This window comes from Sodalis sp. RH15 (assembly GCF_047324255.1).
In the GTDB taxonomy this organism is placed as follows: Bacteria; Pseudomonadota; Gammaproteobacteria; order Enterobacterales; family Enterobacteriaceae; genus Acerihabitans; species Acerihabitans ligni.
In genome coordinates this window covers 1,860,171-1,884,724 of record NZ_CP178738.1, presented here as the reverse complement: position 1 = coordinate 1,884,724, position 24,554 = coordinate 1,860,171, and the positions used below count along the sequence as shown (strand labels likewise).

Annotated in this window: 20 protein-coding genes and 1 pseudogene; 12 read left to right on the top strand and 9 right to left on the bottom strand. The window is 54.1% G+C overall.

Going from position 1 to position 24,554, the window contains the following annotated elements; translation table 11 throughout:
• Window positions 1-93 precede the first annotated feature (93 nt).
• From ACL2XO_RS08830 to ACL2XO_RS08820, 3 genes are read right to left on the bottom strand one after another with little or no spacing between them, the layout of a single operon-like run.
• Window positions 94-837 (bottom strand): type 2 GTP cyclohydrolase I, encoded by a 744-nt coding sequence (locus ACL2XO_RS08830; protein WP_413723710.1) that lies wholly within the window; start codon window positions 835-837, stop codon window positions 94-96.
• Between the two features lie 23 nt (window positions 838-860).
• Entirely contained in the window at window positions 861-2,303 is a 1,443-nt protein-coding gene (phrB, locus tag ACL2XO_RS08825) for a deoxyribodipyrimidine photo-lyase (protein ID WP_413742560.1), read from the bottom strand.
• Between the two features lie 14 nt (window positions 2,304-2,317).
• A complete protein-coding gene (locus ACL2XO_RS08820) occupies window positions 2,318-3,271 on the bottom strand; it encodes a YbgA family protein (protein ID WP_413742559.1) in 954 nt (317 codons plus the stop codon).
• A 256-nt stretch (window positions 3,272-3,527) separates the two neighbouring features.
• Here ACL2XO_RS08820 and kdpE point away from each other — a divergent pair, with 256 nt between their 5' ends.
• Window positions 3,528-4,208, top strand: coding sequence for a two-component system response regulator KdpE (kdpE, locus tag ACL2XO_RS08815; RefSeq protein WP_413723708.1), 681 nt, complete (start codon window positions 3,528-3,530; stop codon window positions 4,206-4,208).
• A gap of 68 nt (window positions 4,209-4,276) precedes the next feature.
• On the opposite strand, the pseudogene ACL2XO_RS08810 reads toward kdpE, so the two are convergent.
• The 4 genes and pseudogenes from ACL2XO_RS08810 to seqA all read right to left on the bottom strand — a co-directional run.
• A pseudogene (locus ACL2XO_RS08810) lies at window positions 4,277-4,963 on the bottom strand (PadR family transcriptional regulator); the annotation flags it as partial.
• A gap of 336 nt (window positions 4,964-5,299) precedes the next feature.
• Window positions 5,300-7,108 (bottom strand): ABC transporter ATP-binding protein, encoded by a 1,809-nt coding sequence (locus ACL2XO_RS08805; protein WP_413742558.1) that lies wholly within the window; start codon window positions 7,106-7,108, stop codon window positions 5,300-5,302.
• 528 nt (window positions 7,109-7,636) lie between these two features.
• Window positions 7,637-9,280 (bottom strand): phosphoglucomutase (alpha-D-glucose-1,6-bisphosphate-dependent), encoded by a 1,644-nt coding sequence (pgm, locus tag ACL2XO_RS08800; RefSeq protein ID WP_413723706.1) that lies wholly within the window; start codon window positions 9,278-9,280, stop codon window positions 7,637-7,639.
• 27 nt (window positions 9,281-9,307) lie between these two features.
• Complete coding sequence (gene seqA, locus ACL2XO_RS08795) at window positions 9,308-9,835, bottom strand: replication initiation negative regulator SeqA (RefSeq protein WP_132922806.1); 528 nt, start codon at window positions 9,833-9,835, stop codon at window positions 9,308-9,310.
• Window positions 9,836-10,039: 204 nt separating this feature from the next.
• Here seqA and ACL2XO_RS08790 point away from each other — a divergent pair, with 204 nt between their 5' ends.
• The 10 genes from ACL2XO_RS08790 (at window position 10,040) to alsK (ending at window position 19,268) form a co-directional block, all read left to right on the top strand.
• On the top strand, window positions 10,040-10,816 hold the full coding sequence (locus tag ACL2XO_RS08790; RefSeq protein ID WP_413742557.1) for an alpha/beta fold hydrolase: 777 nt from the start codon (window positions 10,040-10,042) through the stop codon (window positions 10,814-10,816).
• A 135-nt stretch (window positions 10,817-10,951) separates the two neighbouring features.
• Window positions 10,952-11,251 carry a LexA regulated protein gene (gene ybfE / locus ACL2XO_RS08785; RefSeq protein WP_413723704.1) on the top strand — a complete coding sequence of 100 codons (300 nt, stop codon included), beginning with the start codon at window positions 10,952-10,954 and terminating at the stop codon, window positions 11,249-11,251.
• Between the two features lie 169 nt (window positions 11,252-11,420).
• The gene (gene fldA / locus ACL2XO_RS08780) at window positions 11,421-11,936 is read left to right on the top strand and encodes a flavodoxin FldA (protein ID WP_203522311.1); all 516 of its coding nucleotides are present in this window, start codon (window positions 11,421-11,423) and stop codon (window positions 11,934-11,936) included.
• A gap of 330 nt (window positions 11,937-12,266) precedes the next feature.
• A complete protein-coding gene (fur, locus tag ACL2XO_RS08775) occupies window positions 12,267-12,743 on the top strand; it encodes a ferric iron uptake transcriptional regulator (RefSeq protein ID WP_132922810.1) in 477 nt (158 codons plus the stop codon).
• A 529-nt stretch (window positions 12,744-13,272) separates the two neighbouring features.
• Window positions 13,273-14,160, top strand: a complete 888-nt coding sequence (gene alsR, locus ACL2XO_RS08770) for a transcriptional repressor AlsR (RefSeq protein ID WP_203522312.1) — start codon at window positions 13,273-13,275, stop codon at window positions 14,158-14,160.
• 19 nt (window positions 14,161-14,179) lie between these two features.
• Entirely contained in the window at window positions 14,180-15,118 is a 939-nt protein-coding gene (gene alsB / locus ACL2XO_RS08765; RefSeq protein ID WP_132922812.1) for a D-allose transporter substrate-binding protein, read from the top strand.
• Window positions 15,119-15,170: 52 nt separating this feature from the next.
• Entirely contained in the window at window positions 15,171-16,703 is a 1,533-nt protein-coding gene (alsA, locus tag ACL2XO_RS08760; protein WP_203522313.1) for a D-allose ABC transporter ATP-binding protein AlsA, read from the top strand.
• Between the two features lie 11 nt (window positions 16,704-16,714).
• The gene (alsC, locus tag ACL2XO_RS08755; protein WP_413742556.1) at window positions 16,715-17,662 is read left to right on the top strand and encodes a D-allose ABC transporter permease; all 948 of its coding nucleotides are present in this window, start codon (window positions 16,715-16,717) and stop codon (window positions 17,660-17,662) included.
• A gap of 9 nt (window positions 17,663-17,671) precedes the next feature.
• Window positions 17,672-18,358, top strand: coding sequence for a D-allulose 6-phosphate 3-epimerase (gene alsE / locus ACL2XO_RS08750; protein WP_132922815.1), 687 nt, complete (start codon window positions 17,672-17,674; stop codon window positions 18,356-18,358).
• Window positions 18,327-19,268 carry an allose kinase gene (gene alsK, locus ACL2XO_RS08745; RefSeq protein ID WP_413742555.1) on the top strand — a complete coding sequence of 314 codons (942 nt, stop codon included), beginning with the start codon at window positions 18,327-18,329 and terminating at the stop codon, window positions 19,266-19,268. Before alsE ends, alsK begins: the two co-directional genes overlap by 32 nt.
• Here the strand turns inward: alsK and glnS are convergent.
• Complete coding sequence (gene glnS, locus ACL2XO_RS08740) at window positions 19,252-20,919, bottom strand: glutamine--tRNA ligase (protein WP_132922816.1); 1,668 nt, start codon at window positions 20,917-20,919, stop codon at window positions 19,252-19,254. The two genes, alsK and glnS, sit on opposite strands and share 17 nt — an antisense overlap.
• A 428-nt stretch (window positions 20,920-21,347) precedes the next feature.
• Window positions 21,348-23,402 carry an N-acetylglucosamine-specific PTS transporter subunit IIBC gene (gene nagE / locus ACL2XO_RS08735; RefSeq protein ID WP_413742554.1) on the bottom strand — a complete coding sequence of 685 codons (2,055 nt, stop codon included), beginning with the start codon at window positions 23,400-23,402 and terminating at the stop codon, window positions 21,348-21,350.
• Between the two features lie 340 nt (window positions 23,403-23,742).
• On the opposite strand from nagE, the gene nagB reads away from it, so the two are divergent.
• Window positions 23,743-24,543 (top strand): glucosamine-6-phosphate deaminase, encoded by an 801-nt coding sequence (gene nagB / locus ACL2XO_RS08730; protein WP_132927840.1) that lies wholly within the window; start codon window positions 23,743-23,745, stop codon window positions 24,541-24,543.
• Window positions 24,544-24,554 lie beyond the last annotated feature (11 nt).

The window sequence follows — 24,554 nt, the reverse complement described above, 5'->3', positions numbered from 1 at the left end:
CTGGTTCCGTCTGGTGCGTACCGGCAGAATGGTCCGGTAAAAAATCCCGCAAACAGCCTGGGGCCGTTTGCAAGCAAGGGTTTATTTTCCCGGTCACGCCGGGTTCGGTATGTCGATAAAGGTCACGTCGAGATGGTGTTCCCGCGCCAGCCACTCCCCCAGCGCCTTGATACCGCCGCGTTCGGTGGCATGATGGCCGGCCGCATAGAAATGTATCCCCGTCTCGCGGGCAATGTGAATGGTCTGCTCGGAGACTTCGCCGGTGATAAAAGCATCCACCCCGGCGCGGGCGGCCTGTTCGATGAACCCTTGTCCGCCGCCGGTGCACCAGGCAAGGCGGCGGATTTGCGCCGGTGCGTTATCACCGCAGTGCAGCACCTCCCTCTCCAGCCGCATCTCCAGCCGGCGCTGCAGTTCCTGCCCGCTGACCGGCGTGGCAAATGTCCCCCAGGGCAGCAGCGGTTCCAGCAGGCCCTGCGGTTCTATGTCCAACAGCGCCGCCAGTTGAGCGTTATTTCCCAGCACCGGATGGGCATCCAGGGGCAAATGCCAGGCGAGTAAATTGATATCGTGGTTCAGCAGGGTCTTCAGGCGGCGCTGTTTCATGCCCGTCACTACCGGCGATTCATTTTTCCAGAAATAACCGTGATGTACCAGCACCGCATCGGCGTTATGCGCCACCGCGGCATCCAGCAGCGCCTGCGAAGCGGTAACGCCGGTGACGATACGGTTGATTTGCGGGCGGCCTTCCACCTGTAGCCCGTTGGGGCCGTAGTCCTCAAAAGCGCCGGCGTCCAGTTGCTGATTGATGAGTTGTTCAAGTTCCGTATTAAGCATGGCCCGATATCCCCGTTCGCCGGCTACCCGGGGGAGGGAGCCGAACTTTGTGCTTTGGCCGCTTGATAAGCCGCCAGGGCGGTTTGACGTGCCTGTCCATGATCAACGATCGGCCGCGGATAATCCAGTCCGGTTTGCTCGGCCAGAGGCCAAATATAGGGTTCATGGAGAAATTTATCCGGCACGGACGCCAGTTCCGGCAGCCAGCGCCGTATAAACCGGCCCTGTTCATCAAACCGGCGCCCCTGGGTGGCGGGGTTGAAAATACGGAAATAGGGCGCGGCATCGGTGCCGGTGGAGGCGGCCCATTGCCAGCCGCCGTTATTTGCCGACAGGTCGCCGTCGATTAACCGGCGCATGAAATAGCGCTCTCCCTTCCGCCAATCAATCAATAAATCCTTCACCAAAAAACTGGCGCAGATCATGCGCAGACGATTATGCATCCAGCCGGTCTCGTTCAGCTGGCGCATGGCGGCATCCACGATAGGAAAACCGGTGCGGCCCTGTTGCCAGGCGGTCAGCAAGGACTCATCCCGCCGCCAGGCCACATGGCGGGTCCAGGCGACAAAGGGACGGTGCCGGCACACGTCGGGATAAAAAACCATTATATGACGGTAAAAATCCCGCCAGATCAATTCATTCAGCCAGCTGAATGCCCCGCTGTCGGCCTGATCCAGCACTATCGGGCAGGCGGTGCGCAGCCGGTTGTAGCACTGTACCGGCGACAATATCCCCAGAGTGAGATAGGCGGACAGCCGGCTGGTGGCGTCCAGGGCGGGCTGGTTCCTTCCAAGGGAATAGCCCTGCAGCCGTTCATGGCAAAAGTCGCGCAAACGGGATAACGCGGCCTCTTCGCCGGCGGGGTAACCCTCGGTCTCCCGGCGCGGGTAATCGAAGGGCCCCAATTCGCCAATCGGATCCAGGGGAGTTGTCTCGCGACGCGCCGGCGCCGGCAGACAGTGAGGGTCTTCGGTTCTCAGCCGCCGGATAAAGGCGGCGCGAAAAGGGGTAAATACTTTGTACATATCCCCATCGCCGGTGGTGACGCTTCCCGGCGGCAGCAGCACGCCGTCGTCGAATCCCTGACATATCACATGGCCGTCGAGAGCCTGCTCTACCGCCCGGTCGCGCAGGCGCTCGTTATATTCATATTGATAATTATAAAACAATGCATCCGCTTGCCGCTGACGGCAAAAATCCGCCAGCCAGGCCGCCGCGGCATCATAATCGTCACATTGATGGTAATGCAGGGGAATACCGCGATCCGCCAGGGCACGCCGCAGTTCGATAAGATTGCGGTACAGAAAATCTGCCTGACGGGGCGACATGTCATGGGCTCGCCATTGTCCCGGCGTCGCGATAAACAATGCCATCACCCGTGCGTCCGGCCGGGAACAGGCGGCTGATAAAGCCGGATTGGCATGGATGCGTAAATCGTTTCGCAGCCAGACGATATGGTTTTTCATGTTCTTCCTTGCCGTTAGTGTCCGTAACGCAGCCGCAGCGCCTCCGGATAGGGCTCGAAGTATCGCTGCTGCGACAGCCACGGGTCGGGATACTCGGCCATATAATGTCTTACCAGCGCAAGGGGCGCGAGCAGCGGCTGCACGCCCCGTCGGTAGCTGTCGATAAGCAGGGACAATTCCTCCCGCTGTTTGTGCGTCAGGTGACGATGAAAATAGCCCTGCACATGCATCAACACGTTGGTGTGGTTGGGACGCGTCGCTTTATGGGATAGCAGCGTCATCAAACGAAGGCGATACTCCATGGCGAACGCCTCCAGCGACTCCCAGCGATCCATGGCGGCGACAAAGGGCCCTATGCGACGGTACTCCGGTTGGGAATGGGCCAGCAGCAAGAGCTTGTAGCGCCGGTGAAACGCCATTAACGCGCCGCGCGTCAGCCCTTCCCGCAGCAGTTGATTAAATTCATACAGCGTATATACCCGTCCGACAAAATTCTCCCTGAGCAGCGCATCCTGGAGCCGTCCGTCCTCCTCCACCGGCAACCAGGGCAACTCAGCCATCAATACTTGGCAAAACAGGCCCACCCCGTTTTTCCGCGAGCCGGCGCCATCATAAACCCGTACCCGCTCCATACCGCAGCTGGGGGATTTGGCGCAGACAATAAAACCGCAAAGATCCGTCAGCTGCCGGCTTCGCTCGCGGGCGAACCGCTGCATGGATTCCGTCAAATCGGTATCGTCACCGCTTTTGCCGGTGCGCAGGCTGATGCGACCGCCGCTATCCTTCACCAGCCGCAAAGAGGGCCTCGGCGTCGGCAGGCCAATGGCCATTTCTGGACAAACAGGATTGAATCGAACATAAGGAGCCAGCTCATCCATGGCGAAAGAGAGGCGTTTGTGGCCTCCATCAAAACGTACCGCATCTCCCGTCAGGCAGGCACTGATGCCGACAGGAATTTTATTGCTCATTCAGGGCCCTCCTAGACTATTGTTTGTTCAGCAAAGCGTAGACGATTATGCCGCGCCCGGTGGCCGGCTTTTAACAAAAGTCCTGCCGGTTTATCCGCGATGATACGCTATCCCCACGCCGCCGGCGCCGGGGGGATTCACCGCAATGATATTTAAGTGGATAATGTCCCGGCGTGGCGACGTTGTTTTAGGTTGGGTTCCACCCGCCGCCGCTTCGCAAACCGGGCAATGCCATAAGGATGGGATGATGAGCGCCATGACAGTGAATATTCTTATTGTGGAAGATGAGGCTGCCATTCGGCGCTTTGTCCGCCAGGCCCTGGAGCGGGAGGGTTACCGGGTTTTCGATGCGGAAAATATGGTGCGCGGCCTGCTTGAGGCGGCTACCCGCAAGCCGGATCTGGTGATTCTCGACCTGGGCTTGCCGGACGGCAACGGCGTTGATTTTATTCGCGACCTGCGCCAATGGAGTTCGGTTGCGGTGATGGTGCTGTCCGCCCGCAGCGATGAGCAGGACAAGATTGACGCCCTGGACGCCGGGGCGGACGATTACCTGACCAAACCTTTCGGTATCGGTGAACTGCTGGCCCGGGTACGGGTCTCCCTGCGCCATCCGCTGCGGGGGGGAGACAAACCGTCGACGGTGACCTTTGCCGCCATCAACGTAGACCTGGTCAATCGCCAGGTGACGCGGGACGGCGAGCTACTCCATTTGACGCCCATTGAATTCCGCCTGCTGGCCACACTGCTGTCCCATCAGGGCAAAGTGGTCACCCAGCGCCAACTGCTGAGCGAGGTATGGGGCCCCAACGCGGTGGAACACAGCCATTATCTGCGGATATACATGGGGCACCTGCGGCAAAAGCTCGAAGAAGATCCGGCCCGCCCCCGTCACTTGCTTACGGAAACCGGCATCGGCTATCGTTTCATGTCTTGATAATCCGGGAAACGGCATAAAACCGGGCGGCCGGTAAGCCGCCCTGAAAAGCATCGTCCCTCGCTGCATCAGTCTTGCGCCGCGCCGGCATCGGGGGCCGCCATCAATTCCGCCTCGATATTTTTTACCGCGGTAAGCAGCGCGTTATTGATGCGCTCAACCTGCTCCGGCGCCAGATCGGCGCGCATCATATTACCCCGCAGCAACCCTCTTAGCCTATCCAGGCTCTCGCTGATGCCGGGAAGCAGACTGCCCTCACGCCGCCTGCCGATTTGCGAAAGCCGGGTAAAAACAGCATCTATAAGCGGCTGGTGCTTGGACAGCTCCGCCTGTCCCTCGGCAGTGATTTGATAGATTTTGCGGCTCTGCCCGTCCGGGCTGGCGGCATTGATGAAATCCTGGTCCACCAGCAGGCTTAAGGTTGGATATATCACGCCGGGGCTGGGCACATACAAACCGGAAGACGCCTGCTCGATAGCCTTGATCAATTCATAACCGTGGCTGGGTTTGCGCGCCACCAGGGCCAGCAGCACCAAGCGCAGATCGCCGTGCTCCAGCGGACGCCGTCCCCGATGGTCGCCATCATGCCGCCCTCCGCTGTCGCGTCCATGTCCGAAATGGCCGCCGGCACGATCTTCACCTCTGCCGCGGCCATGAAAATCACCGCCGAAGCCCCGGCCACGAAAATCGCCGCAGCGGCGTTCGCCGCCAAAATCCCGGCCGCGAAAATCATCGCCGTGGCGTTCGCCGCCAAAGCCCCGGCCGCGAAAATCATCGCCGTGGCGTTCGCCGCCATAGCCCTGGCCGCGAAAATCATCGCCGCCGCGCCGGCTCTCAAATAAAGCTGCCCGGCGAGATTGGCCTTCGCCGCCATGGCGATGGCCCCTGCCGGTATCCCGCGCTCCTTCGCCGGTATCCCGGCAGGCATGATGATGGTGTAAATGGAAAAACATAGGTTATCTCCTGTTTCTTAGATACAACTAATTAGATATATCTAAGTTAGATCACCTACATCGGAAATGCAAGAAAAGATATATCTAAATGTCGAGGGCAGCATCCTGCCATGGCTGCCGGCGCTGCCGATGCCAACGTCACGTCGCTTGGTAATATCTGTTCTGCTTTTCCATAAGCGCCTTGTAATTCCCGTCTTTTTTAAGAAGGAGCGTTTCGTGGTCCCCTTCTTCGACAATCTGTCCATCGGCGAATACCAGAATGCGATCCAGATCTCTTACGGCAGAAAGACGATGGGCGATGACAATGAGGGTCCGGTTTGACCAGCTTGTTTCAATTTCACTCTGGATTTCCGCCTCTGAGATACTGTCCAGATTAGAGGTGGCTTCATCAAGAACGATTATCGGCGTTTGGCGTAGCATGATACGTGCAATGGCCACACGCTGTTTTTCACCGCCGGATAATCTAAGGCCGCGTTCACCCACAACGGTGTCATAACCATCAGGCAAACTCATAATAAAATCGTGTATCCGGGCACGCTTGGCCGCGTCGTGAATATCGGCTAAAAAAACATTCTCATTACCATAGCTAATATTTTCCAATAAGGTCCGGTGAAAAAGCAGAGGCTCTTGACTCACTATGGAAATATGATTTCTTAAACATTCAATATTAACATCTTTAATATTAATGCCATCAATGCTGATGTTGCCTCGCTCTATCTCGTAAAGCCGTTGCAGCAGCTTTACAAACGTTGTTTTCCCTCCACCCGAATGTCCTACTACCCCAATGCGTTCACCTGCCGCGATGGATAAATTGAAATTCTTATAAAGTAGCTTATCCTGGCCGGGATAGCGAAAATCAATATTTTTAAAAACAATTGAGCCCCCGTTAATGCTTTTTGTGGTGACAGTTTCATCCCTTCCGGCTTCTACAGGCACCTTATTGAAAGTCACCAAATCTTCTATCTCATTCACTGAACGCTGCAGGCTGCGAATATTGTTTTCCATACCGCGAAGATATCCATTGATAATGGCATAGGTTGTGATGATATAGATCACATCACCTGGGGAAGCATAACCACGCTGCCATAACCACAATCCGGTTCCAATCAGTACGCCGTTCAAGGCAACCAGCATCACGTACTGAATACTCCCCGCCGTGCAGCTGCGATGCCAAAAACGGACGAGATGCGAACGCCACGCCGCGGCCTCGCTCCTGACCATAGCCTCTTCCTTTGACTCGGAAGCAAAGCTCTTTACCAGCATATTGCATGAGATGGCATCGGAAATGGTGCCGTTCAGCACGGCATCAGCGTCATTGGCAACTTTTGCGGCAGGATAGATATACTTTTGGATCAGTGAAAGCGTAATGCAGACGAAAACCAGGAGGCTTGTCCCCACAATGACGCCCGCCATCGGCCAGTGCCATCCGATCATTAGCGTAGCCCCAATCAATATAAAAGCGCTTGGAATAAGCTCTATAAATATCAAATAGTTGAAAAGATCCATGGCCTGTACCCCACGGCTCAGCTTACGTAGAGTGGCGCCGGCAAGGTTGTGAATATGCCATTCCGTGGATAATCGCTGTATGTGGCTAAAGATATTCACTGTCAACAATCGCATTATCCCTGAGGTAAAATATATTATCACTCGAAAGATAATATCCCGTAAAAAAACCGAGATTATACCCAATATGACGATCATCGCTAATAATGAATATGTGTCCTGAAAATGGCTTGCTCCCTTGGATAGGGTATCAAACAGACGCCCGACAAAAACCGGTATGAACAGCTCCGAGCAGGTTAATAAAAAAGATGTGCCTATTAGACATATAATCTGCAATCGCCGCCCGGCATATTGACCAAGAGAAAAGTTCACTATTTTCCAATAGGGATTGGCCCTTTCAACCGATCTTTTGGCCCGCATAATGATATCCTTTAGTCGACCCATTATTAATTCCTTTTTACGGAAATTGATATCAAACTGGATAGAAAAAACTAAGTCAACAAATGATATTAATGGCAGGCTTCCAAAATAGGAGGAGGTGAATTCATTTCATATTTATAATTGATACATGTCATCAAATTTATATGTTTATGTATATCCTCTCAAGGATAAAAGGTGCTCATCAATCTTTCTTTTTAAAAGCAGTCTTTTAAAAGCAGTGTATCTTATCTTTTTTTGTATCAACATTTCATGACAATCTTGATATGAATTAATACTGCCTGACGGAAGTAAATGGATAGAGTTGATAAAGTACTCATCATTTTGCGCAAAGCCGGTATTACCGCACATGAATTTGATATTCGGCGCAATCGAATAAGGGTAGTGATGACACCCGCCGTTTTCCCACGGAAGGCGCTGAATTATCAGCGCCTGAACCCTCACAGACAACGTTCCCGGCCGGGACAACCCGCTCGCCAACACGCCGTGAGCCACCCATGAGGGCCTGCTCCACGGCAATGGCTACGGGTTGGGTTATTTCGCCCCCGCCAGCACCTCGCTGACGATATCCACCGCTTCTTTTTCAATTTGTTCGCGGTGCTTCGGCCCAAGAAAGCTTTCGCAATAAATTTTATAGGCTTCCTCGGTCCCGGAAGGCCGGGCGGCAAACCAGCCGTTGGCGGTCATTACTTTCAGGCCGCCGATGGAGGCGCCGTTACCGGGGGCGGTGGTCAGCCGGGCGGTAATGGCATCCCCCGCCAGCATGCTTGCGCCAACCTGATCCGGCGACAGCTTGGACAGAACGGCTTTCTGGGCATGGGTGGCCGGGGCCTGGATACGGTTATAGCTGGGAGCGCCGAAGCGTTGCGCCAGCTCGTCATAGTGCTGCTGCGGATTCTTGCCGGTGACCGCGGTGATTTCCGCCGCCAGCAGGCACATAATGATGCCGTCCTTATCGGTGGACCAGGGACGGCCGTCAAACCGCAGGAACGAAGCGCCGGCGCTCTCTTCGCCGCCAAAACCCAGGCTGCCGTCAAACAGGCCGTCGACGAACCACTTAAAGCCCACCGGCACTTCCACCAGCTTGCGGCCCAGGGATTCAACCACCCGGTCGATCATGCCGCTGGACACCAGCGTTTTACCCACCGCCACGTCGGCGCCCCACTGCGGGCGATGCTGGAACAGGTAATCAATGGAGACCGCCAGGAAATGGTTCGGGTTCATCAGCCCGGCGGGCGTGACAATGCCGTGACGATCGTAATCGGGATCGTTGGCCAGCGCCAAATCGAACTTGTCCCGCAGCGACAGCAAGCCGGTCATGGCCCACTGCGACGAGCAGTCCATGCGGATGATGCCGTCATGATCCAGATACATAAACCGGAACGTCTGGTCGATTTCTTCATTGACCAGCGTCAAATCCAGCTGGTAATGCTCAGCGATGCGCTGCCAATAGGCAATGCCCGAGCCGCCAAGGGGGTCGACGCCCAGCTTGAGGCCGGCGCCCTGGATGGCCGCCATATCCACCACCTCCGCCAGACCTTCCACATAAGCCTGCACCAGATCCTGGGCGTGGACACGGCCGCTGTTCCAGGCCGCGTCGAGGGATTGGCGCCGCACGCCCCGCAGTTCATCCGCCAGCAGAGCATTGGCGCGCTCTTCGATGACTTTGGTCAGGTTGGTGTCGGCCGGTCCGCCGTTGGGCGGATTATATTTGATGCCGCCGTCTTCCGGCGGATTGTGCGAAGGCGTAATCACGATGCCGTCCGCCTGGGGACCGCCGCGGCGATTGTGGACCAAAATGGCGTTAGACACCGCGGGCGTCGGGGTGAAGCCGTTATCCTGCTGGACGATGATATCCACGCCGTTGGCGCTCAGCACTTCCAGTACGGAAATAAAGGCCGGTTCGGACAGGGCGTGGGTATCTTTGCCCACATAACAAGGCCCGGTAATACCCTGTTTTTGACGTTCTTCCGCAATCGCCTGGCTGATGGCCAGGATGTGGGCTTCGTTGAAACTGTGGCGCCCCGCGCTGCCGCGATGGCCTGAAGTACCGAATTTCACCGCATGGGCGGCATTACCTGGCTCGGGCCGCAAAACATAATATTGCGAGGTCAACTGCGCCACGTTAATCAAATCACTTTGCCGGGCGGGTTGTCCGGCACGGGGGCTATTAGCCATCGGTGCTTCTCCATTGGCTGTCGTTTATCAAATGGTGCCGCAAACTTTATCTGTCAGTTCCACCGGGAACTGCATAGCCAGCATAATGTGTTCTACCATACCCCGTTTACGATCGGTGTTGGTATTGGTAATAACCCAGTAGGGCGTTCCCGGCACCTGCTTAGGTTTAGTATGGCTGCCGTTTTGCAATAATGTGTGCTCATCGCCGGCAAAATAGGTCCGGGTACGGCCGCGCAGCACGTCCGCCGCTTCGGAGAAATCGGCGGGCGACAAGGAATAAAGGGTGGACAGCACCAGTATGAAACGCTCTACCGCCTTGTTTTGTTCAGCATAGACGTCCGAGAGCAATAATTCACGCATCGCCCTGACGCGATCCCGGGCCGGGGTCGAGGCTTCCGTTTTTGCCGGCGCGGCGGATGCCGGACGGACGGGCTCATTGGCCTGGGGAGAAAATTTCAGCATCCGGCGCAGGATGTCCGAGGCGCTTTCGCCGATATGCTGGGTGTGGCTGGCAATAAAACGGTAGAGGTCTTCGTCGAGTTCGATTGTTTTCATCTTTATCCGGGGGCTTTCTTCTCTTAAATCAATCAACAGGATTATACAAGCTAAACCGGCCCCGCGAACAGCGCTAGTATCCGGCTTTGGCATAAAGTCGGAATTTCCCCGACGGCGATGCGGGGATTGATACCCTTTTTTGCGGCGCAGGCGTCAATACCTCATGATACGCTAGTCGCCTTTGCTGTCGACACGAGGATCGGGATGAAATTACATTATCGTTTGCAACCGGCCCGGCAACCGGGAAACGCTTTGCCGGTGGTATTACTGCACGGCCTGTTCGGCAGTTTGGACAATCTGGGCGTACTGGCGCGCCCGCTGGGGGAAAATCATGCCACCCTGCAAATCGATCTGCGCAATCACGGCCTTTCGCCCCACGACGACGAGGCCGGTTATGGCGCTATGAGCGGGGATGTGGCGGCCTTGCTTGACGAATTGCAATTGGGGAAATGCATCATTATCGGCCACTCCATGGGGGGCAAGGTGGCTATGGCGCTGTCGGCGCTGATGCCGGATCGCATCGCCGCGCTGGTGGTGATTGATATCGCGCCGGTGGCCTATCCCACCCGCCATCACGACCCGGTATTCGCCGCCCTCAGACGGGTGGAGAAGGCGGGAGCGGCGCAGCGTAGCGAGGCGGCGCTGCTAATGGAACAGGATATCGACGATAAGGACACTATTCAGTTCTTATTGAAATCCTTTTCCCAGGGCGCGTGGCGATTCAATATCGATGCATTATGGGAAAACTATCCGGCGCTTATCGGCTGGAAGGAAATACCGCCCTGGGACGGGCCGGTATTATTTATCCGCGGCGGCCTCTCCCCCTATGTGAAGGAGGAGTACAGCGAAGCCATCCGGCGGCAGTTTCCACGGGCGCGGGCCCACGTGGTGGCCGGCGCGGGCCATTGGGTGCATGCCCAAAAGCCTGAAGCGACGCTGCGCGCCGTTGTGCGGTTTCTGGCGGATTCCCTGGGGAGCTAGCCGCGACCGGCCGGTTTACCCATCCGGCAGTGTTAATCATTGTCGTTTATCACCGGGGTGGGGTAATATGGCTTGCTATGTTTACCGGCAAGGACTTACCCGCCCGCTTTTGGATGCACAATCCCTTCACGACTTATGGCAAAAGAACAAACGGACCGCACCACCCTGGATTTGTTTATCGATGAAAAACGCCCGGGGCGCCCGAAAACCAACCCGCTTTCCCGTGATGAACAATTGCGAATCAATAAACGCAATCAATTGCGCCGGGACAAGGTGCGGGGTCTGCGCCGGGTTGAGTTAAAAATCAATGCGCAGGCGGTGGCTGCATTAAACGAGCTGGCTTTTCAGCACGCTCTCTCCCGCAGCGAGCTGATTGAACAAATCCTGCTGGCCGAATTGGAACGGCATCAGGATGCCGCCGGCAAGGAAGATTAAGGCCGGGCTCGCCGTCCGGGACCGGAAAAGACCGGCTTTTGCGATAAAACTCCGGTTGAACGAGTTTCTCCCGCTGTGAGGGTCTGCTATTATTGCACGATTATTTCCCGAAAAGCCGGTTGATCGTCTGGTAAACCATATCCTTAATATTTAAGAGGTTTTCAAATTCATGGCAAGCGTAGGCATTTTTTTTGGCAGTGACACCGGCAATACCGAAAATATTGCCAAAATGATTCAAAAGCAGCTGGGCGCCGATGTTGCCGAAGTGCATGACATTGCCAAAAGCAGCAAAGAGGACCTGGAACAATTCTCCACCCTGCTGCTGGGCATTCCCACCTGGTATTACGGCGAAGCGCAATGTGACTGGGACGACTTTTTCCCCACATTGGAAGACATTGATTTCACGGGAAAACAGGTAGCGCTGTTCGGCTGCGGCGATCAGGAAGACTACGCCGAATATTTTTGTGATGCCATGGGCACCATTCGCGATATCATCGAACCCCATGGCGCCACCATCGTGGGTCATTGGCCTACCGCCGGCTACCATTTTGAAGCATCGAAGGGTCTGGCGGACGATAAGCATTTTATCGGTTTGGCCATAGACGAAGATCGCCAGCCAGAGCTGACCAATGACCGCGTGGACGCCTGGGTAAAACAAATCAGCGCCGAACTCAAGCTCGGCTGAGCCGCCGCCGGGTTTCCCGGCTAAACCCGTGCCGTCCATAGCGTTGACGGCCGGTTGAAGCTGTTGATATATAATTCCTTTCAAATCGATAGATACAATTTTTTAACTTTCATCCACAAAGCAGTACAATAGCCTGGCGGTTAGACCGATTTTAATGAAATGTGATAAAACTTGCCTCACCTTAAACAGACTATCATTGTAAAAAGGCCGCGGTTTTCATTTTACACAGGCAGTCCTATAATGAGACGGCGTTACATTTTTCAGGCCGACCATTGTTATAGGCTACATTAGCCTACAATCAGATTATCAAAGCAACAGGACTAAACCCGCATGACTGACAATAATATTGCATTGAAGAAGGCCGGCCTGAAAGTCACACTTCCCAGACTTAAAATTCTGGAAGTGCTGCAAGATCCGGAATGCCATCACGTCAGTGCGGAGGATCTCTATAAAAAACTGATCGATATGGGTGAGGAGATTGGTTTAGCCACCGTTTATCGCGTACTGAATCAGTTTGATGACGCCGGGATCGTCACCCGCCATAATTTCGAAGGCGGTAAATCCGTTTTTGAACTGACGCAGCAACATCATCACGACCACCTGATCTGCCTTGATTGCGGCAAGGTCATTGAATTTCGTGACGAGTTTATCGAAGCGCGCCAACGGGATATCGCTAAAAAACACAATATCAAACTCACTAATCACAGTTTATATCTTTATGGCCATTGTGAAGTCGGCAATTGCCGTGAGGATGAGACCCTGCACGATCATGATGTTGACGAAGCGGTGCACAGCCTTAAAGAGTAACCATAGCGACACCGGGCATCGTTCAAAGCTTGAAAACCACTGCTGAAACGGGTGGTTTTGGTTATTCCGCAAATTGCCGATGGCACCTGGACTGATGCCGCCCCGTTTCTTATCCCGCTGCCGTTAATTCTTTCACTCCATTCGCTCCTCAGCCCCTTCATGCCGGCCAGGCGGCCACAGCCCGTTGAGCCTGCGCCGCGGAATCGCATCAGCAAAAGAAACTTCACGAATTAAAATTTATTATAAATATTTAAAACAATCACACACCCATCAATTCTCATTCCTGCTGTTCAAATCCACAAGCGAAAAAAAATCTTCGCTAAAAATACATGTTAACTATTGTATTATAATAATATTTTATCCGTAAGGCTTCGGTGTCGTTTCCACGGCGCCATGAGCAATGTCCGGCATTACTTTTACAAAAAGCACTAACTTTATAAATTATTTTAAAACGTGAAGTATGCTGCATATTTGTTATGCATCCTATGTTGATATAGTGCCGTCAGCAATGATAATCAGAGAGCTGAAAATGACTGAATCGGAACTGAACGGCGCCATGCCCCGAGGTATCGGCATCGCTCCCTATCTTCGCATCAAGCAAGAAGGGATGACCGAAAATGAAAGCCGAATCGTGGAGTGGTTTTTAACGCCAGGCAATCTTAGCCATATTTCCGGCATTAAAGAGGTGGCGCAAAGCCTCGGCATGTCGGAAGCCATGATTGTCAAGGTGTCGAAAATTCTGGGCTTCAGCGGTTTTCGGCAGCTACGCAGCGCGATTGTCGAATATTTTGATCATGCGGATCATGATATTACCGCCGAACTGTCGCCGGATGACAGTCCGGAGGATCTGGTGAATAAGGTGTTTAACCTCACGGTACGCACCATCGTTGAAGGCCAGGCCATTGTCGATGCGCAGGAGATCCAGCAGGCCGCCCGCTGTTTTTTCAATGCCCGCCAGCGTGAACTCTATGGCGTCGGCGGCTCGAATTCAATTTGTACCGACGTTCAGCACAAATTCCTGAAAATCGGCCTGCGCTGCACCGCATTCCGCGATGCCCACCTGATGATGATGTCGGCATCCCTGTTACAGCCCGGCGACGCGGCGCTGGTGGTGTCCCATTCGGGCCGCACCACCGATCTCAAGCGGGTGGTGGAAATTGCCAAGGACAACGGGGCGAAAATTATTTGCATTACCCACAGCAGCAATTCAGCCATAGCGCGGCTGGCGGATTTCAACATCTGTTCACCGGCCCCGGAAACGCCGCTGCTGGGCAGGAATGCCTCGGCCCGTATTCTGCAATTGACCCTGCTGGATGCGTTTTTTGTTTCAGTAGCCAGGCAGGATATTGATTTAGCTAATAAAAATTTGGAAAAAACCAGTGCCATTACCCAGTACCTGAAGCGTGATTATAAATAATTCTCTCTTGGAGATAAAAATGAATAAATTCATTAAATTTGTCGGCAGTGCGGCCTGCGGGTTGATGTTGTCCACCGTGGCGGCCCGGGCGGCAGCCGATTACGCAGTCGTATTGAAAACCCTGTCCAATCCCTATTGGGTGGAAATGAAACAAGGCGTTGAGCAAAAGGCAAAGGAGCTGGGTGTAACCGTCGATATTTTCGCATCACCCTCCGAGGGGGATTTTCAATCGCAATTACAGCTGTTCGAGGATTTGACCAATAAAAATTATAAAGGCATCGCCTTTGCGCCTTTATCTTCGGTAAACCTGGTTATCCCGGTGGCCAAGGCTTATCAGCAAGGCATTCACCTGGTGAATCTCGATGAAAAAATCGATATGGACAGCCTCACCAAAGCCAAAGGCAACGTGGAAGCCTTCATTACCACTGATAACGTTACCGTCGGCGCCAGCGCGGCCAAATACATTATTGGCAAACTGGGTAAAGACGGCGGCGACGTGGCCATTATTGAAGGCAAGGCCGGCAATGCTTCCGGTGAATCGCGCCGTGTCGGCGCCACCCAAGCGTTCAAAGCCGACAGCAATATCAAACTGGTCGCCAGCCAGCCGGCGGATTGGGATCGCATCAAGGCGCTGGATGTCGCCACCAATGTCCTGCAGCGTAATCCCAAGCTCAAGGCGTTTTACTGCGCTAACGATACCATGGCAATGGGGGTAGCCCAGGCGGTGGCCAATGCCGGACAAACCGGACATATCCTCGTAGTGGGCACCGACGGGGTGCCGGAGGCCCGCAAGATGGTTTCCGAGGGAATGATGACCGCAACCGTAGCGCAAAACCCGGCGGAAATCGGCGCCAACGGCCTCGCTATTTTGGTGGACTCGGTTAAATCCGGAAAGCTGATAGCATTGAATGCCCAGCCTAAAATTGTCACCGTGGATTCAATATTAGTGACGAAATAATCCCGACAAATAGCGATTAAATCTGCATAACATGCATACGCCGGAGAGTGATATGACCGCGCCATATATTAAAATGGAAGGGATCGCTAAAAGTTTCGGTCCCGTGCAGGCATTAAAATCCGTTGATTTTGAAATCTTCACCCATGAAATACATGCGTTATTGGGAGAAAATGGCGCCGGCAAATCAACCCTGATGAAAATTCTCTCCGGCATTTATGAACCGACGGCGGGTAAAATCACCATTGATAATATTGAATACAATAGACTGGATCATAAAATAGCCGCAAAGCTGGGTATTGGTATTATATATCAGGAGCTGAGCGTTATTGATGAACTTACCGTGTTGGAAAATCTGTTTATCGGCCGATTGCCGGTTAAAAGGACCTTGGGATTTAATCGGGTAGACTGGCAGGAGATGCGGACCAAAGCGGCCATCATGTTATTGCGGGTAGGATTAAAAGTCAGGCTGGATGAAAAGGTGCGTAACCTTTCCATCAGCCAAAAGCAGATGTTGGAAATCGCTAAAACCTTAATGCTGGATGCGCGGGTTATTATTATGGATGAACCCACCTCTTCATTAACCTATAACGAGGTGGATTATCTTTTCCTGATAATGAATCAGCTGCGGCAAGATGGCACTGCCATCGTCTATATCTCCCATAAGCTGAACGAAATCCGGCGGATCTGTAACCGGTTCACGGTCATGAAAGACGGCAACAGCGTGGCCTCCGGACGGGTCACCGACGTTACCAATGACGATATCGTTCGGATGATGGTGGGGCGGGAACTGCAAAACCGGTTCCGCGCCATGAAGGAGAGCGTCGGCGTGGAGGATGCCGACACCATTTTTGAAGTCTGCGATATCACCAGCAAAGACAAACGCCGGGTGAAACATATCTCCTTTACGGTGAAAAGAGGCGAAATCATGGGGTTTGCCGGCCTGGTGGGCTCAGGACGCACGGAATTCATGAACTGTATTTTCGGGGTGGAGCCTACCAGTACCGGCCGGGTTAAGCTGCATAACGTAGATATCACGCCCTCGTCGCCTCTGGACGCCTTGAAAAAAGGCATGGGGTATATCACGGAAAGCCGGCGCGAAAACGGATTTTTTGAGAATTTTTCCATCGCCCAGAATATAGCCATCAGTAAAAGCCTGAAAGATGGTGGTTTCAAGGGCGCCATGGGTTTATTCAACCAAGAGCGCGAGCGCGAATTAGCTGAGCAGCAAAAAGAATTATTGTCTTTGAAATGCAGTTCGGTGGATCAAAATATCACTGAACTTTCCGGCGGTAATCAGCAGAAAGTATTGATATCAAAATGGTTATGCTGTGAACCGGAAGTTATTATTTTTGATGAACCCACCCGTGGTATAGATGTCGGCGCCAAAGCGGAAATTTATAAAGTGATGCGTAATCTGGCTGCTACCGGCAAGACTATTTTAATGGTCTCTTCTGAATTACAGGAAATATTATCTGTTTGCGATCGCATCGCCATATTCTGCGAAGGGCAACTGGCCAATATTCTTGATAATAACGAATCTATCAGCGAAGAGGATATCATGAAATGGGCGCTACCACAAAATTAGGGGAAATAAAAATGGATAAGTCCAAGTTCAACTTCCAGAAATTTTGGGATCAATACGGCACCTTTTTTATCCTGGCCATTATCGTTGCGATCTTTGGTTCTTTATCCAGTGAGTATTTTTTAAAAGCCAATAATATCACTCAGATTCTGGTGCAAAGTTCAGTTACCGTGCTTATCGGCATGGGGGAATTTTTTGCCATACTGGTGGCGGGTATCGACCTGTCGGTTGGGGCAGTATTGGCGTTGTCCGGCATGGTAACGGCAAAATTGATGCTGGCGGGCCTTGACCCTCTATCGGCGGCGCTGATCGGCGGAGTGTTGGTGGGCGGGCTGCTCGGGGCGATTAATGGCTGTCTGGTGAATTGGACCGGCCTGCATCCGTTTATCATTACCCTTGGCACCAACGCGATTTTCCGCGGCGTCACGCTGGTTATTTCCGATGCCAATTCGGTTTATGGCTTTTCATTCGGTTTCGTTAATTTTTTCGCCGCCAGTCCATTAGGGATCCCGGTCCCGGTGATCTTTGCCTTGTTGATTGCCGTCATCCTGTGGTTCATCACCTCCCATACCCGTCTTGGCCGCAACATTTACGCCCTGGGGGGGAATAAGAATTCCGCCTTCTTTTCCGGCATCGATGTCAAATTCCACATTCTTATCGTATTTATCATTTCCGGCATCTGCGCCGGGCTGGCCGGCGTGGTGTCGACCGCGCGCCTGGGGGCGGCGGAACCTCTGGCCGGTATCGGTTTTGAGACCTATGCCATCGCCAGCGCCATCATCGGCGGAACCAGTTTTTTTGGCGGCAAAGGGCGGATTTTCTCCGTGGTTATCGGCGGTTTGATTATAGGTACCATCAATAACGGACTGAATATTCTGCAAGTACAAACGTATTACCAATTAGTGGTCATGGGGGGATTAATTATCGCCGCCGTGGCATTAGATCGGCTGATCAGTAAATAGGGGCCCGATATGAAAATTTCGCCTTCTCTGATGTGTATGGATTTAAGCAATTTTAAAGAACAGATCGAATTTATCGATGGTCACGCCGATTATCTGCATATCGATATCATGGACGGGCATTTTGTGCCCAACCTGACGCTGTCGCCGTTTTTTGTCGAGCAGGTAAAACGCCTGGCCACCAAGCCCATGGACTGCCATTTGATGGTCACCAATCCCGAGGATTATATCGAAACGCTGGCCGCCGCCGGCGCCGGTATGATTACCCTGCATCCCGAAACGCTTTCCGGCCAGGCGTTCCGGGTGGTGGATAAAATCACTTCCCTGGGGCTAAAGGTGGGTTTTATCCTGAGTCCGGAAAGCACGGTAGAGGTCATGAAATATTATATCCATCTCGCGGATAAAATTACCGTGCTGACCGTCGATCCCGGTTTTGCCGGCCAGCCTTTTATCAGTGAAATGCTGGATAAAATCAGGGAGCTGAAACGCTATCGCGAACAGCATCGGCTGCGCTATGAAATCGAGATTGACGGTTCGTGCAATGAGCGGACGTTTAAATCCTTGATTGAGGCGGGCGCGGATGTGTTTATCGTCGGCTCCTCCGGTTTATTCAACAATGCCGCCGATATTCGCCAGGCCTGGCAAATCATGCAGGCGAATATCCAGCATGCCCAGAACGAGGCTGACGGCCATGCGTAAACGCCAGAAAGTCGTGGTGGGGGTGGATATGGGCGCCACCCATATCAGGATCTGTTTATTAACCGCCCACGGCCAGGTAGTGATAACCGATAAGGAAAGAACCCAACCGGTGATAGCCGGCGGCCTGGCCAAGGGGCTGGTAGCCTTTATCAGGGGGCATCTGTCAGGCCGCGAGGCGGATGTCGCCGCCTTGATGATAGGTCTTCCCGCCTCCATCGGTCGGGATAAAAGGACCATTATTTCCGTGCCCAACCTGCCTTGCGATGCCGGGGAATTCACCGATCTGGCCACCTGCCTGGAAGAGAATTTTTTATGCCCGGTAACCTTTGAACGTGATGTGAATATGCAATTGTATTATGACGTCACCGAGGGGCAGATAGCGGATAAGCTGGTTCTGGGCTTCTATCTGGGGACCGGCTTCGGTTTCGGGGTCTGGCTGAACGGTGCCCCTTATGTCGGCGCGCACGGGGTCGCCGGCGAACTCGGCCACATCCCCCTGGGGGATCCCGCCGCCCGCTGCGGCTGCGGCAATCCGGGCTGCCTGGAAACCCTGTGCTCCGGCGTGGCCCTGGCCCGCTGGTACGCCGGAGCGCCCCGGGACTACCCGCTGACTGAGATTTTCACCTATGCCCGAAATGAAAAGAGCCTGGCGGAGTTTATGGATTTGGCGGCAAAAGCCATTGCAACCGGGATCAACCTGTTCGATCCCGATTACGTTTTGCTGGGGGGCGGCGTGATGGATATGGCGGGTTTCCCCTATGACCGGCTCGTGGAGCGTACCGGCCTGTTTACCCGCAAACCCCTGCCTTATACGGCGCTGACCTTTGCCAAGGCCTCTTCGTCCTCTTTCAACGGCGCCATAGGCGCCGCCCGCATGGGACTGAACATGCCGGTCAAAGGGCGATTTTAGTCCAGGTATCCCGCAGCCCCACGGTGCGGTTGAACACCGGATGCTGCTGGCTAAAGTAGCGGCTGTCGGCGCAAAAATACCCTTCCCGTTCGAACTGATAGGGCTGTTCCGGCTTGGCGTTCAGGACGCCGCACTCGGCGAAACCCTGCTTGATTACCAGGGATTGCGGATTGATGGTGGCGAGAAAGTCATCCGCCGCCGCCGGATTGGCGTCGCTGAACAAACGGTCGTATAACCGGAACTCCGCCGCGATATTGCGCGTGGCGGAAACCCAATGGATCACGCCTTTTACCTTGCGCCCGTCCGCCGGATCCTTGCTCAGGGTCTCGGGATCGTAAGAACAATAGATAGCGGTGATCTCACCCTGCGGGTCTTTATCGATGCGCTCAGCCTTGATGACATAGGCGTTGCGCAAACGGACCTCTTTCCCCAGCACCAGGCGCTTGTACTGTTTATTGGCCTCTTCGCGAAAATCCGCGCGATCGATATAGATCTCGCGGCTGAAGGCTACCTGACGGCTTCCCATCGCCGGGTTGTTGGGATGATTAGGCATGGTGACGTCTTCTTCGTAACCCGCCGGCAGATTCTCGATAATGACTTTCACCGGATCGATAACCGCCATGGCGCGAGGCGCGGATTCGTTCAAATCCTCGCGGATACAGGCTTCCAGCGCGGCCATTTCCACGTTGTTTTCCTGCTTGGTCACCCCGATGCGGCGGCAAAACTCACGAATAGACGAGGCGGTATAACCGCGGCGGCGCAAGCCGGAGATGGTGGGCATGCGCGGGTCGTCCCAGCCCTCGACAATCTTATCCGCCACCAGCTGGTTAAGCTTACGCTTGGACATAATGGCGTATTCGAGGTTGAGCCGCGAAAATTCATACTGCCGCGGATGGCAGGGAATGGTGATGTTGTCCAGCACCCAGTCATACAGGCGGCGGTTATCCTGGAACTCGAGGGTGCATAATGAATGGGTGATGCCTTCCAGGGCGTCGGAGATGCAGTGAGTAAAGTCATACATCGGATAGATGCACCACTTGGACCCGGTCTGATGATGCTCGGCGAACTTGATACGGTAAAGCACCGGGTCGCGCATCACCATAAAAGGCGAGGCCATGTCGATTTTGGCCCGCAGGCAGGCGGAACCTTCCGGGAATCCGCCGCTGCGCATAATGGCGAACAGCGCCAGGTTCTGCTCTACCGGACGCTCGCGGAACGGGCTGTTTTTGCCGGGAGTGGTCAAATTGCCGCGGTATTCGCGGATGGCGTCGGGAGAGAGCTCGTCCACGTAGGCCAGCCCTTTGTTGATCAATTCGATGGCATAGGCGTGCAGTTGATCAAAGTAATCCGAGGAATAATGGATTTCACCGCTCCACTCAAATCCCAGCCATTTCACGTCCTGCTTGATGGAATCGACATATTCGATATCTTCTTTCGCCGGATTGGTATCGTCGAACCGCAGGTTGCATTTTCCCTGATAATCCTTGGCGATGCCGAAATTCAGGCAAATGGATTTGGCATGGCCGATATGCAGATAGCCGTTAGGCTCCGGCGGGAAACGGGTATGCACGGAGGTGTGCTTCCCGGTGGCCAGATCTTCATCAATAATTTGACGAATAAAATTAGTCGGGCGGGCTTCAGCCTCACTCATCTTGATGTTCCTCTAAACGAAAGCACGACATTCATTCCTCTAATACCCATAAGGCTATATGTTCCAACATGCCAGGTTCCGACACAACCGATAGTTGCGAAAAATCTCAAGCCGGACTTGGCCGGATGCCCGCTCGGCGTTCAATGACGGAGCGTTGCCGGTTAGCACTATTCTACCATAAGGAGGGAATGGACGGGGGATAACGGCAAACGGGCTTGGCTGGAAAAACGGAGGGACGGTTTACCGTTCCGTAGCTTATGACAACGTGCCCGGTCAGGACAGAATACTAGATCGTAAACCCGCCGTGAATACGTCCTTGTAGGCTCGATCCGCGCCATCCCTGGCGCGTACGGTTTACTTTTCTATCATCCCGTCCCGACTGATTGACTCCCAGTACGTTTATCGACAACCATCGGAACGGGCCAACCTTATTTCGCGGTGATATCGAGCAATTTACTTTCGCCGGCAATCACCAGGCCGGTGGCGGTAGCGGAAATCGCACCGAACTGGTCCATATTGGTGATAACCACCGGACTTATCATGGAACGGGCGTTGGCATTCAGGTATTCCAGATCCAGCTCAAGAATCGGCTGTCCCTGGGTGACCTTGCTGCCTTCGTCCACCAGACAGGTGAAACCCTGCCCCTGCAAATTGACGGTATCGATACCGATATGCACCACCACTTCGGCGCCGGTGTCGGTTTCCAGGCAAAATGCATGGTGGGTACCGAACATCTTCACCAGCGTCCCGTTGGCGGGCGACAAGACCAGCTTACCGGTGGGACGAACGGCTACTCCCTCCCCCACGGCTTTGCTGGCAAAACCTTCATCAGGCACCTGCTCCAGCGGCACGATTTCACCGGTCAGCGGTGAAATCAGGCTGACCACAACCGGACGCGCGGCCTGGGATGCATGAATCGGCGTAACCGGCGCCGCCGCGGGCGCGGGGGCTTGGGAAACCGACCTGGCCGCCGCCACCGGTCCGGTGGTGAGCACTTTGCGCATGGCATCGGCAATGATTTCGGCACGGGTGCCGACGATGATCTGCACGCTCTCTTTATTTAAACGAATCACCCCCTGGGCCCCCAGGTTTTTCGCCAGGGATTCATTTACTATCGCCGAGTCTTTGACGCTCAGGCGCAGACGGGTGATGCAGGCATCGATACCGGTCAGGTTATCCGATCCGCCTACCGAGCTGATAAAACGGCGCGCCAGCACTTCGGTTTCGCCGGCCTTGCCGCCTGCTACCGGGTTAGCGTCCACATCGACATCGTAACCGTCTGCTTCATCGCCGGCCATGGCCAGTTCACGTCCCGGGGTCAGCAGATTGAAGCGGTTGATGGTGAAACGGAATACCACATAATAGATGACGAAAAACACAATCCCTTGCGGAATCAGCATATACCAGTGCACGGCCAGCGGGTTGCGGGACGACAGCACCATATCCACCAGGCCGGCGCTGAAGCCGAAACCGGCCATCCAGTGCATGCTGGCGGCGATAAATACCGACAAACCGGTCAACAGCGCGTGCAGGAAATACAGCACCGGCGCCACGAACATGAAGGAGAATTCCAGCGGTTCGGTGATACCGGTAAAAAACGCGGCGAAGGCGCCGGCCAGCATGATACCGGCCACTTTGCTTCTGTTTTCCGGACGGGCGCAATGATAGATGGCCAGAGCGGCGCCGGGTAAACCGAACATCATGATCGGGAAGAAGCCGGCCTGATAGCGGCCGGTGATGCCGGGGATACCGGTACCGTTGGCGATGGATTGCGCGCCGCCGAGGAATTTGGGAATGTCGTTGATGCCGGCCACGTCGAACCAGAATACCGAGTTCAGCGCATGGTGCAGGCCGACCGGGATAAGCAGGCGGTTAAAGAAGGCGTAGATGCCCGCGCCGAGCGCGCCCATATGTTGGATGTACACCCCGAAACCCACCAGGGCATTAAAAATCAACGGCCAGACATACATCAGGATGAACGATACGACGATCATCACAAAGGAAACCAGTATAGGCACCAGGCGACGTCCGCTGAAGAATGACAGGGCCTTGGGCAGCTCGACTTGGCTGAAGCGGTTATACAGCTCGGCGGAAATGATGCCCACCAAGATGCCGACGAACTGGTTATTGATCTTGCCGAAGGCCGCGGGAACGCTGGCCACCGGAATTTTCTGAATCATCGCCACTGCCGCCGGCGCGCACAGGGTGGTGACCACCATGAAACCCACCAGTCCGGACAACGCCGCCGCGCCATCCTTGTCCTTGGACATGCCGTACGCCACGCCCACGGCGAACAGCAAAGACATATTATTGATGATTGCCGAACCGGCTGTGATGAAAAAAGCGGCCAGCGAACTGTCGCTTCCCCAGCCCACCGGGTCAATCCAGTAGCCGACACCCATCAGGATGGCGGCGGCGGGCAATGTCGCCACCGGCACCATCAGCGCACGGCCGATCTTCTGTAGATAACTGAGTATATTCACCTTGATTCCCCTTTAGACCCTATTGTACAACCCAAATTTTGGGCTGTTACCCCTGCCTGCTTCCAATTTCGCGTTAAATGACCCCATCACCAGCAGTGTAGGAAGTTTAATTTTCAACGCAAATTAAATACCAGCAATATGTGATTATTGTCACCTTGTTGCTGTCGAATTTGTGACTTATTCTGATAAATATGTCAAACTTATTTTGCTTAGCGAAAAATCCGCATAAAACTGTACCGGCGGCGTGAAGAGTAGTCCCTGATTGTTTCAGGGGGAAGGCGTCAACGCTATACTCTTCATGCCAGGCCGGAGATATGCCCTAATCTGCAAGAGGTCAATGATGAGACTCATTCCGTTACAAACCGCCGCTGAAGTCGGCAAATGGGCCGCCGCCTATATCGTCAGCCGCATCAATGCGTTTAAACCCACCGCGGAACGACCCTTTATTCTGGGACTGCCCACCGGCAGCACCCCCCTTGAAGCGTACAAATATCTTATTGAAATGCATAAAGCGGGCCAGGTCAGCTTTAAAAATGTGGTCACTTTCAATATGGATGAATATGTCGGCCTGCCCGCGTCGCATCCTGAGAGCTATCATACTTTCATGCATAAGAATTTCTTCGATCATATCGATATCCCACGCGAAAATATCAACCTTCTTAACGGCAATGCGCCTGACATCGACGAAGAGTGCCGACGCTACGAAGAGAAAATCAAATCCTACGGCAAGATCCATCTGTTTATGGGCGGGGTCGGCAACGATGGTCATATCGCCTTTAATGAACCGGCCTCGTCGCTGGCGTCCCGCACCCGCATCAAAACCCTGACTCAGGAAACCCGCCGGGTAAATTCCCGCTTCTTCGATGATGATGTGGAAAAGGTTCCCCGTTTCGCCCTGACCGTGGGCGTCGGCACCCTGCTGGACGCGGAAGAAGTGATGATTCTGGTGATTGGCCACCAAAAAGCCCTGGCTTTGCAAGCCGCGGTGGAAGGTAATGTCAATCATATGTGGACTATCAGTTGCCTACAACTTCATGCTAAAGCGGTGATGGTTTGCGATGAACCTTCTACTTTGGAACTTAAGGTCAAAACAGTGAAATATTTCCGTGAACTGGAAGCGGATAGTCTGAAAGCTGTTTGACTGTCAACCGG

Bases quoted from the DNA above. Each gene is read 5' to 3' on its own strand.
- ACL2XO_RS08830 (WP_413723710.1), bottom strand. From the start codon at position 837: ATGCTTAATACGGAACTTGAACAACTCATCAATCAGCAACTGGACGCC.
- fldA (WP_203522311.1), top strand. From the start codon at position 11,421: ATGGCAAGCGTAGGCATTTTTTTTGGCAGTGACACCGGCAATACCGAA.
- nagB (WP_132927840.1), top strand. From the start codon at position 23,743: ATGAGACTCATTCCGTTACAAACCGCCGCTGAAGTCGGCAAATGGGCC.
- fur (WP_132922810.1), top strand. From the start codon at position 12,267: ATGACTGACAATAATATTGCATTGAAGAAGGCCGGCCTGAAAGTCACA.
- pgm (WP_413723706.1), bottom strand. From the start codon at position 9,280: ATGGCTAATAGCCCCCGTGCCGGACAACCCGCCCGGCAAAGTGATTTG.
- ACL2XO_RS08820 (WP_413742559.1), bottom strand. From the start codon at position 3,271: ATGAGCAATAAAATTCCTGTCGGCATCAGTGCCTGCCTGACGGGAGAT.
- alsK (WP_413742555.1), top strand. From the start codon at position 18,327: ATGCCCAGAACGAGGCTGACGGCCATGCGTAAACGCCAGAAAGTCGTG.
- ACL2XO_RS08790 (WP_413742557.1), top strand. From the start codon at position 10,040: ATGAAATTACATTATCGTTTGCAACCGGCCCGGCAACCGGGAAACGCT.
- alsA (WP_203522313.1), top strand. From the start codon at position 15,171: ATGACCGCGCCATATATTAAAATGGAAGGGATCGCTAAAAGTTTCGGT.
- alsR (WP_203522312.1), top strand. From the start codon at position 13,273: ATGACTGAATCGGAACTGAACGGCGCCATGCCCCGAGGTATCGGCATC.
- alsB (WP_132922812.1), top strand. From the start codon at position 14,180: ATGAATAAATTCATTAAATTTGTCGGCAGTGCGGCCTGCGGGTTGATG.
- alsC (WP_413742556.1), top strand. From the start codon at position 16,715: ATGGATAAGTCCAAGTTCAACTTCCAGAAATTTTGGGATCAATACGGC.
- alsE (WP_132922815.1), top strand. From the start codon at position 17,672: ATGAAAATTTCGCCTTCTCTGATGTGTATGGATTTAAGCAATTTTAAA.
- phrB (WP_413742560.1), bottom strand. From the start codon at position 2,303: ATGAAAAACCATATCGTCTGGCTGCGAAACGATTTACGCATCCATGCC.
- seqA (WP_132922806.1), bottom strand. From the start codon at position 9,835: ATGAAAACAATCGAACTCGACGAAGACCTCTACCGTTTTATTGCCAGC.
- ybfE (WP_413723704.1), top strand. From the start codon at position 10,952: ATGGCAAAAGAACAAACGGACCGCACCACCCTGGATTTGTTTATCGAT.
- ACL2XO_RS08805 (WP_413742558.1), bottom strand. From the start codon at position 7,108: ATGGGTCGACTAAAGGATATCATTATGCGGGCCAAAAGATCGGTTGAA.
- kdpE (WP_413723708.1), top strand. From the start codon at position 3,528: ATGACAGTGAATATTCTTATTGTGGAAGATGAGGCTGCCATTCGGCGC.
- glnS (WP_132922816.1), bottom strand. From the start codon at position 20,919: ATGAGTGAGGCTGAAGCCCGCCCGACTAATTTTATTCGTCAAATTATT.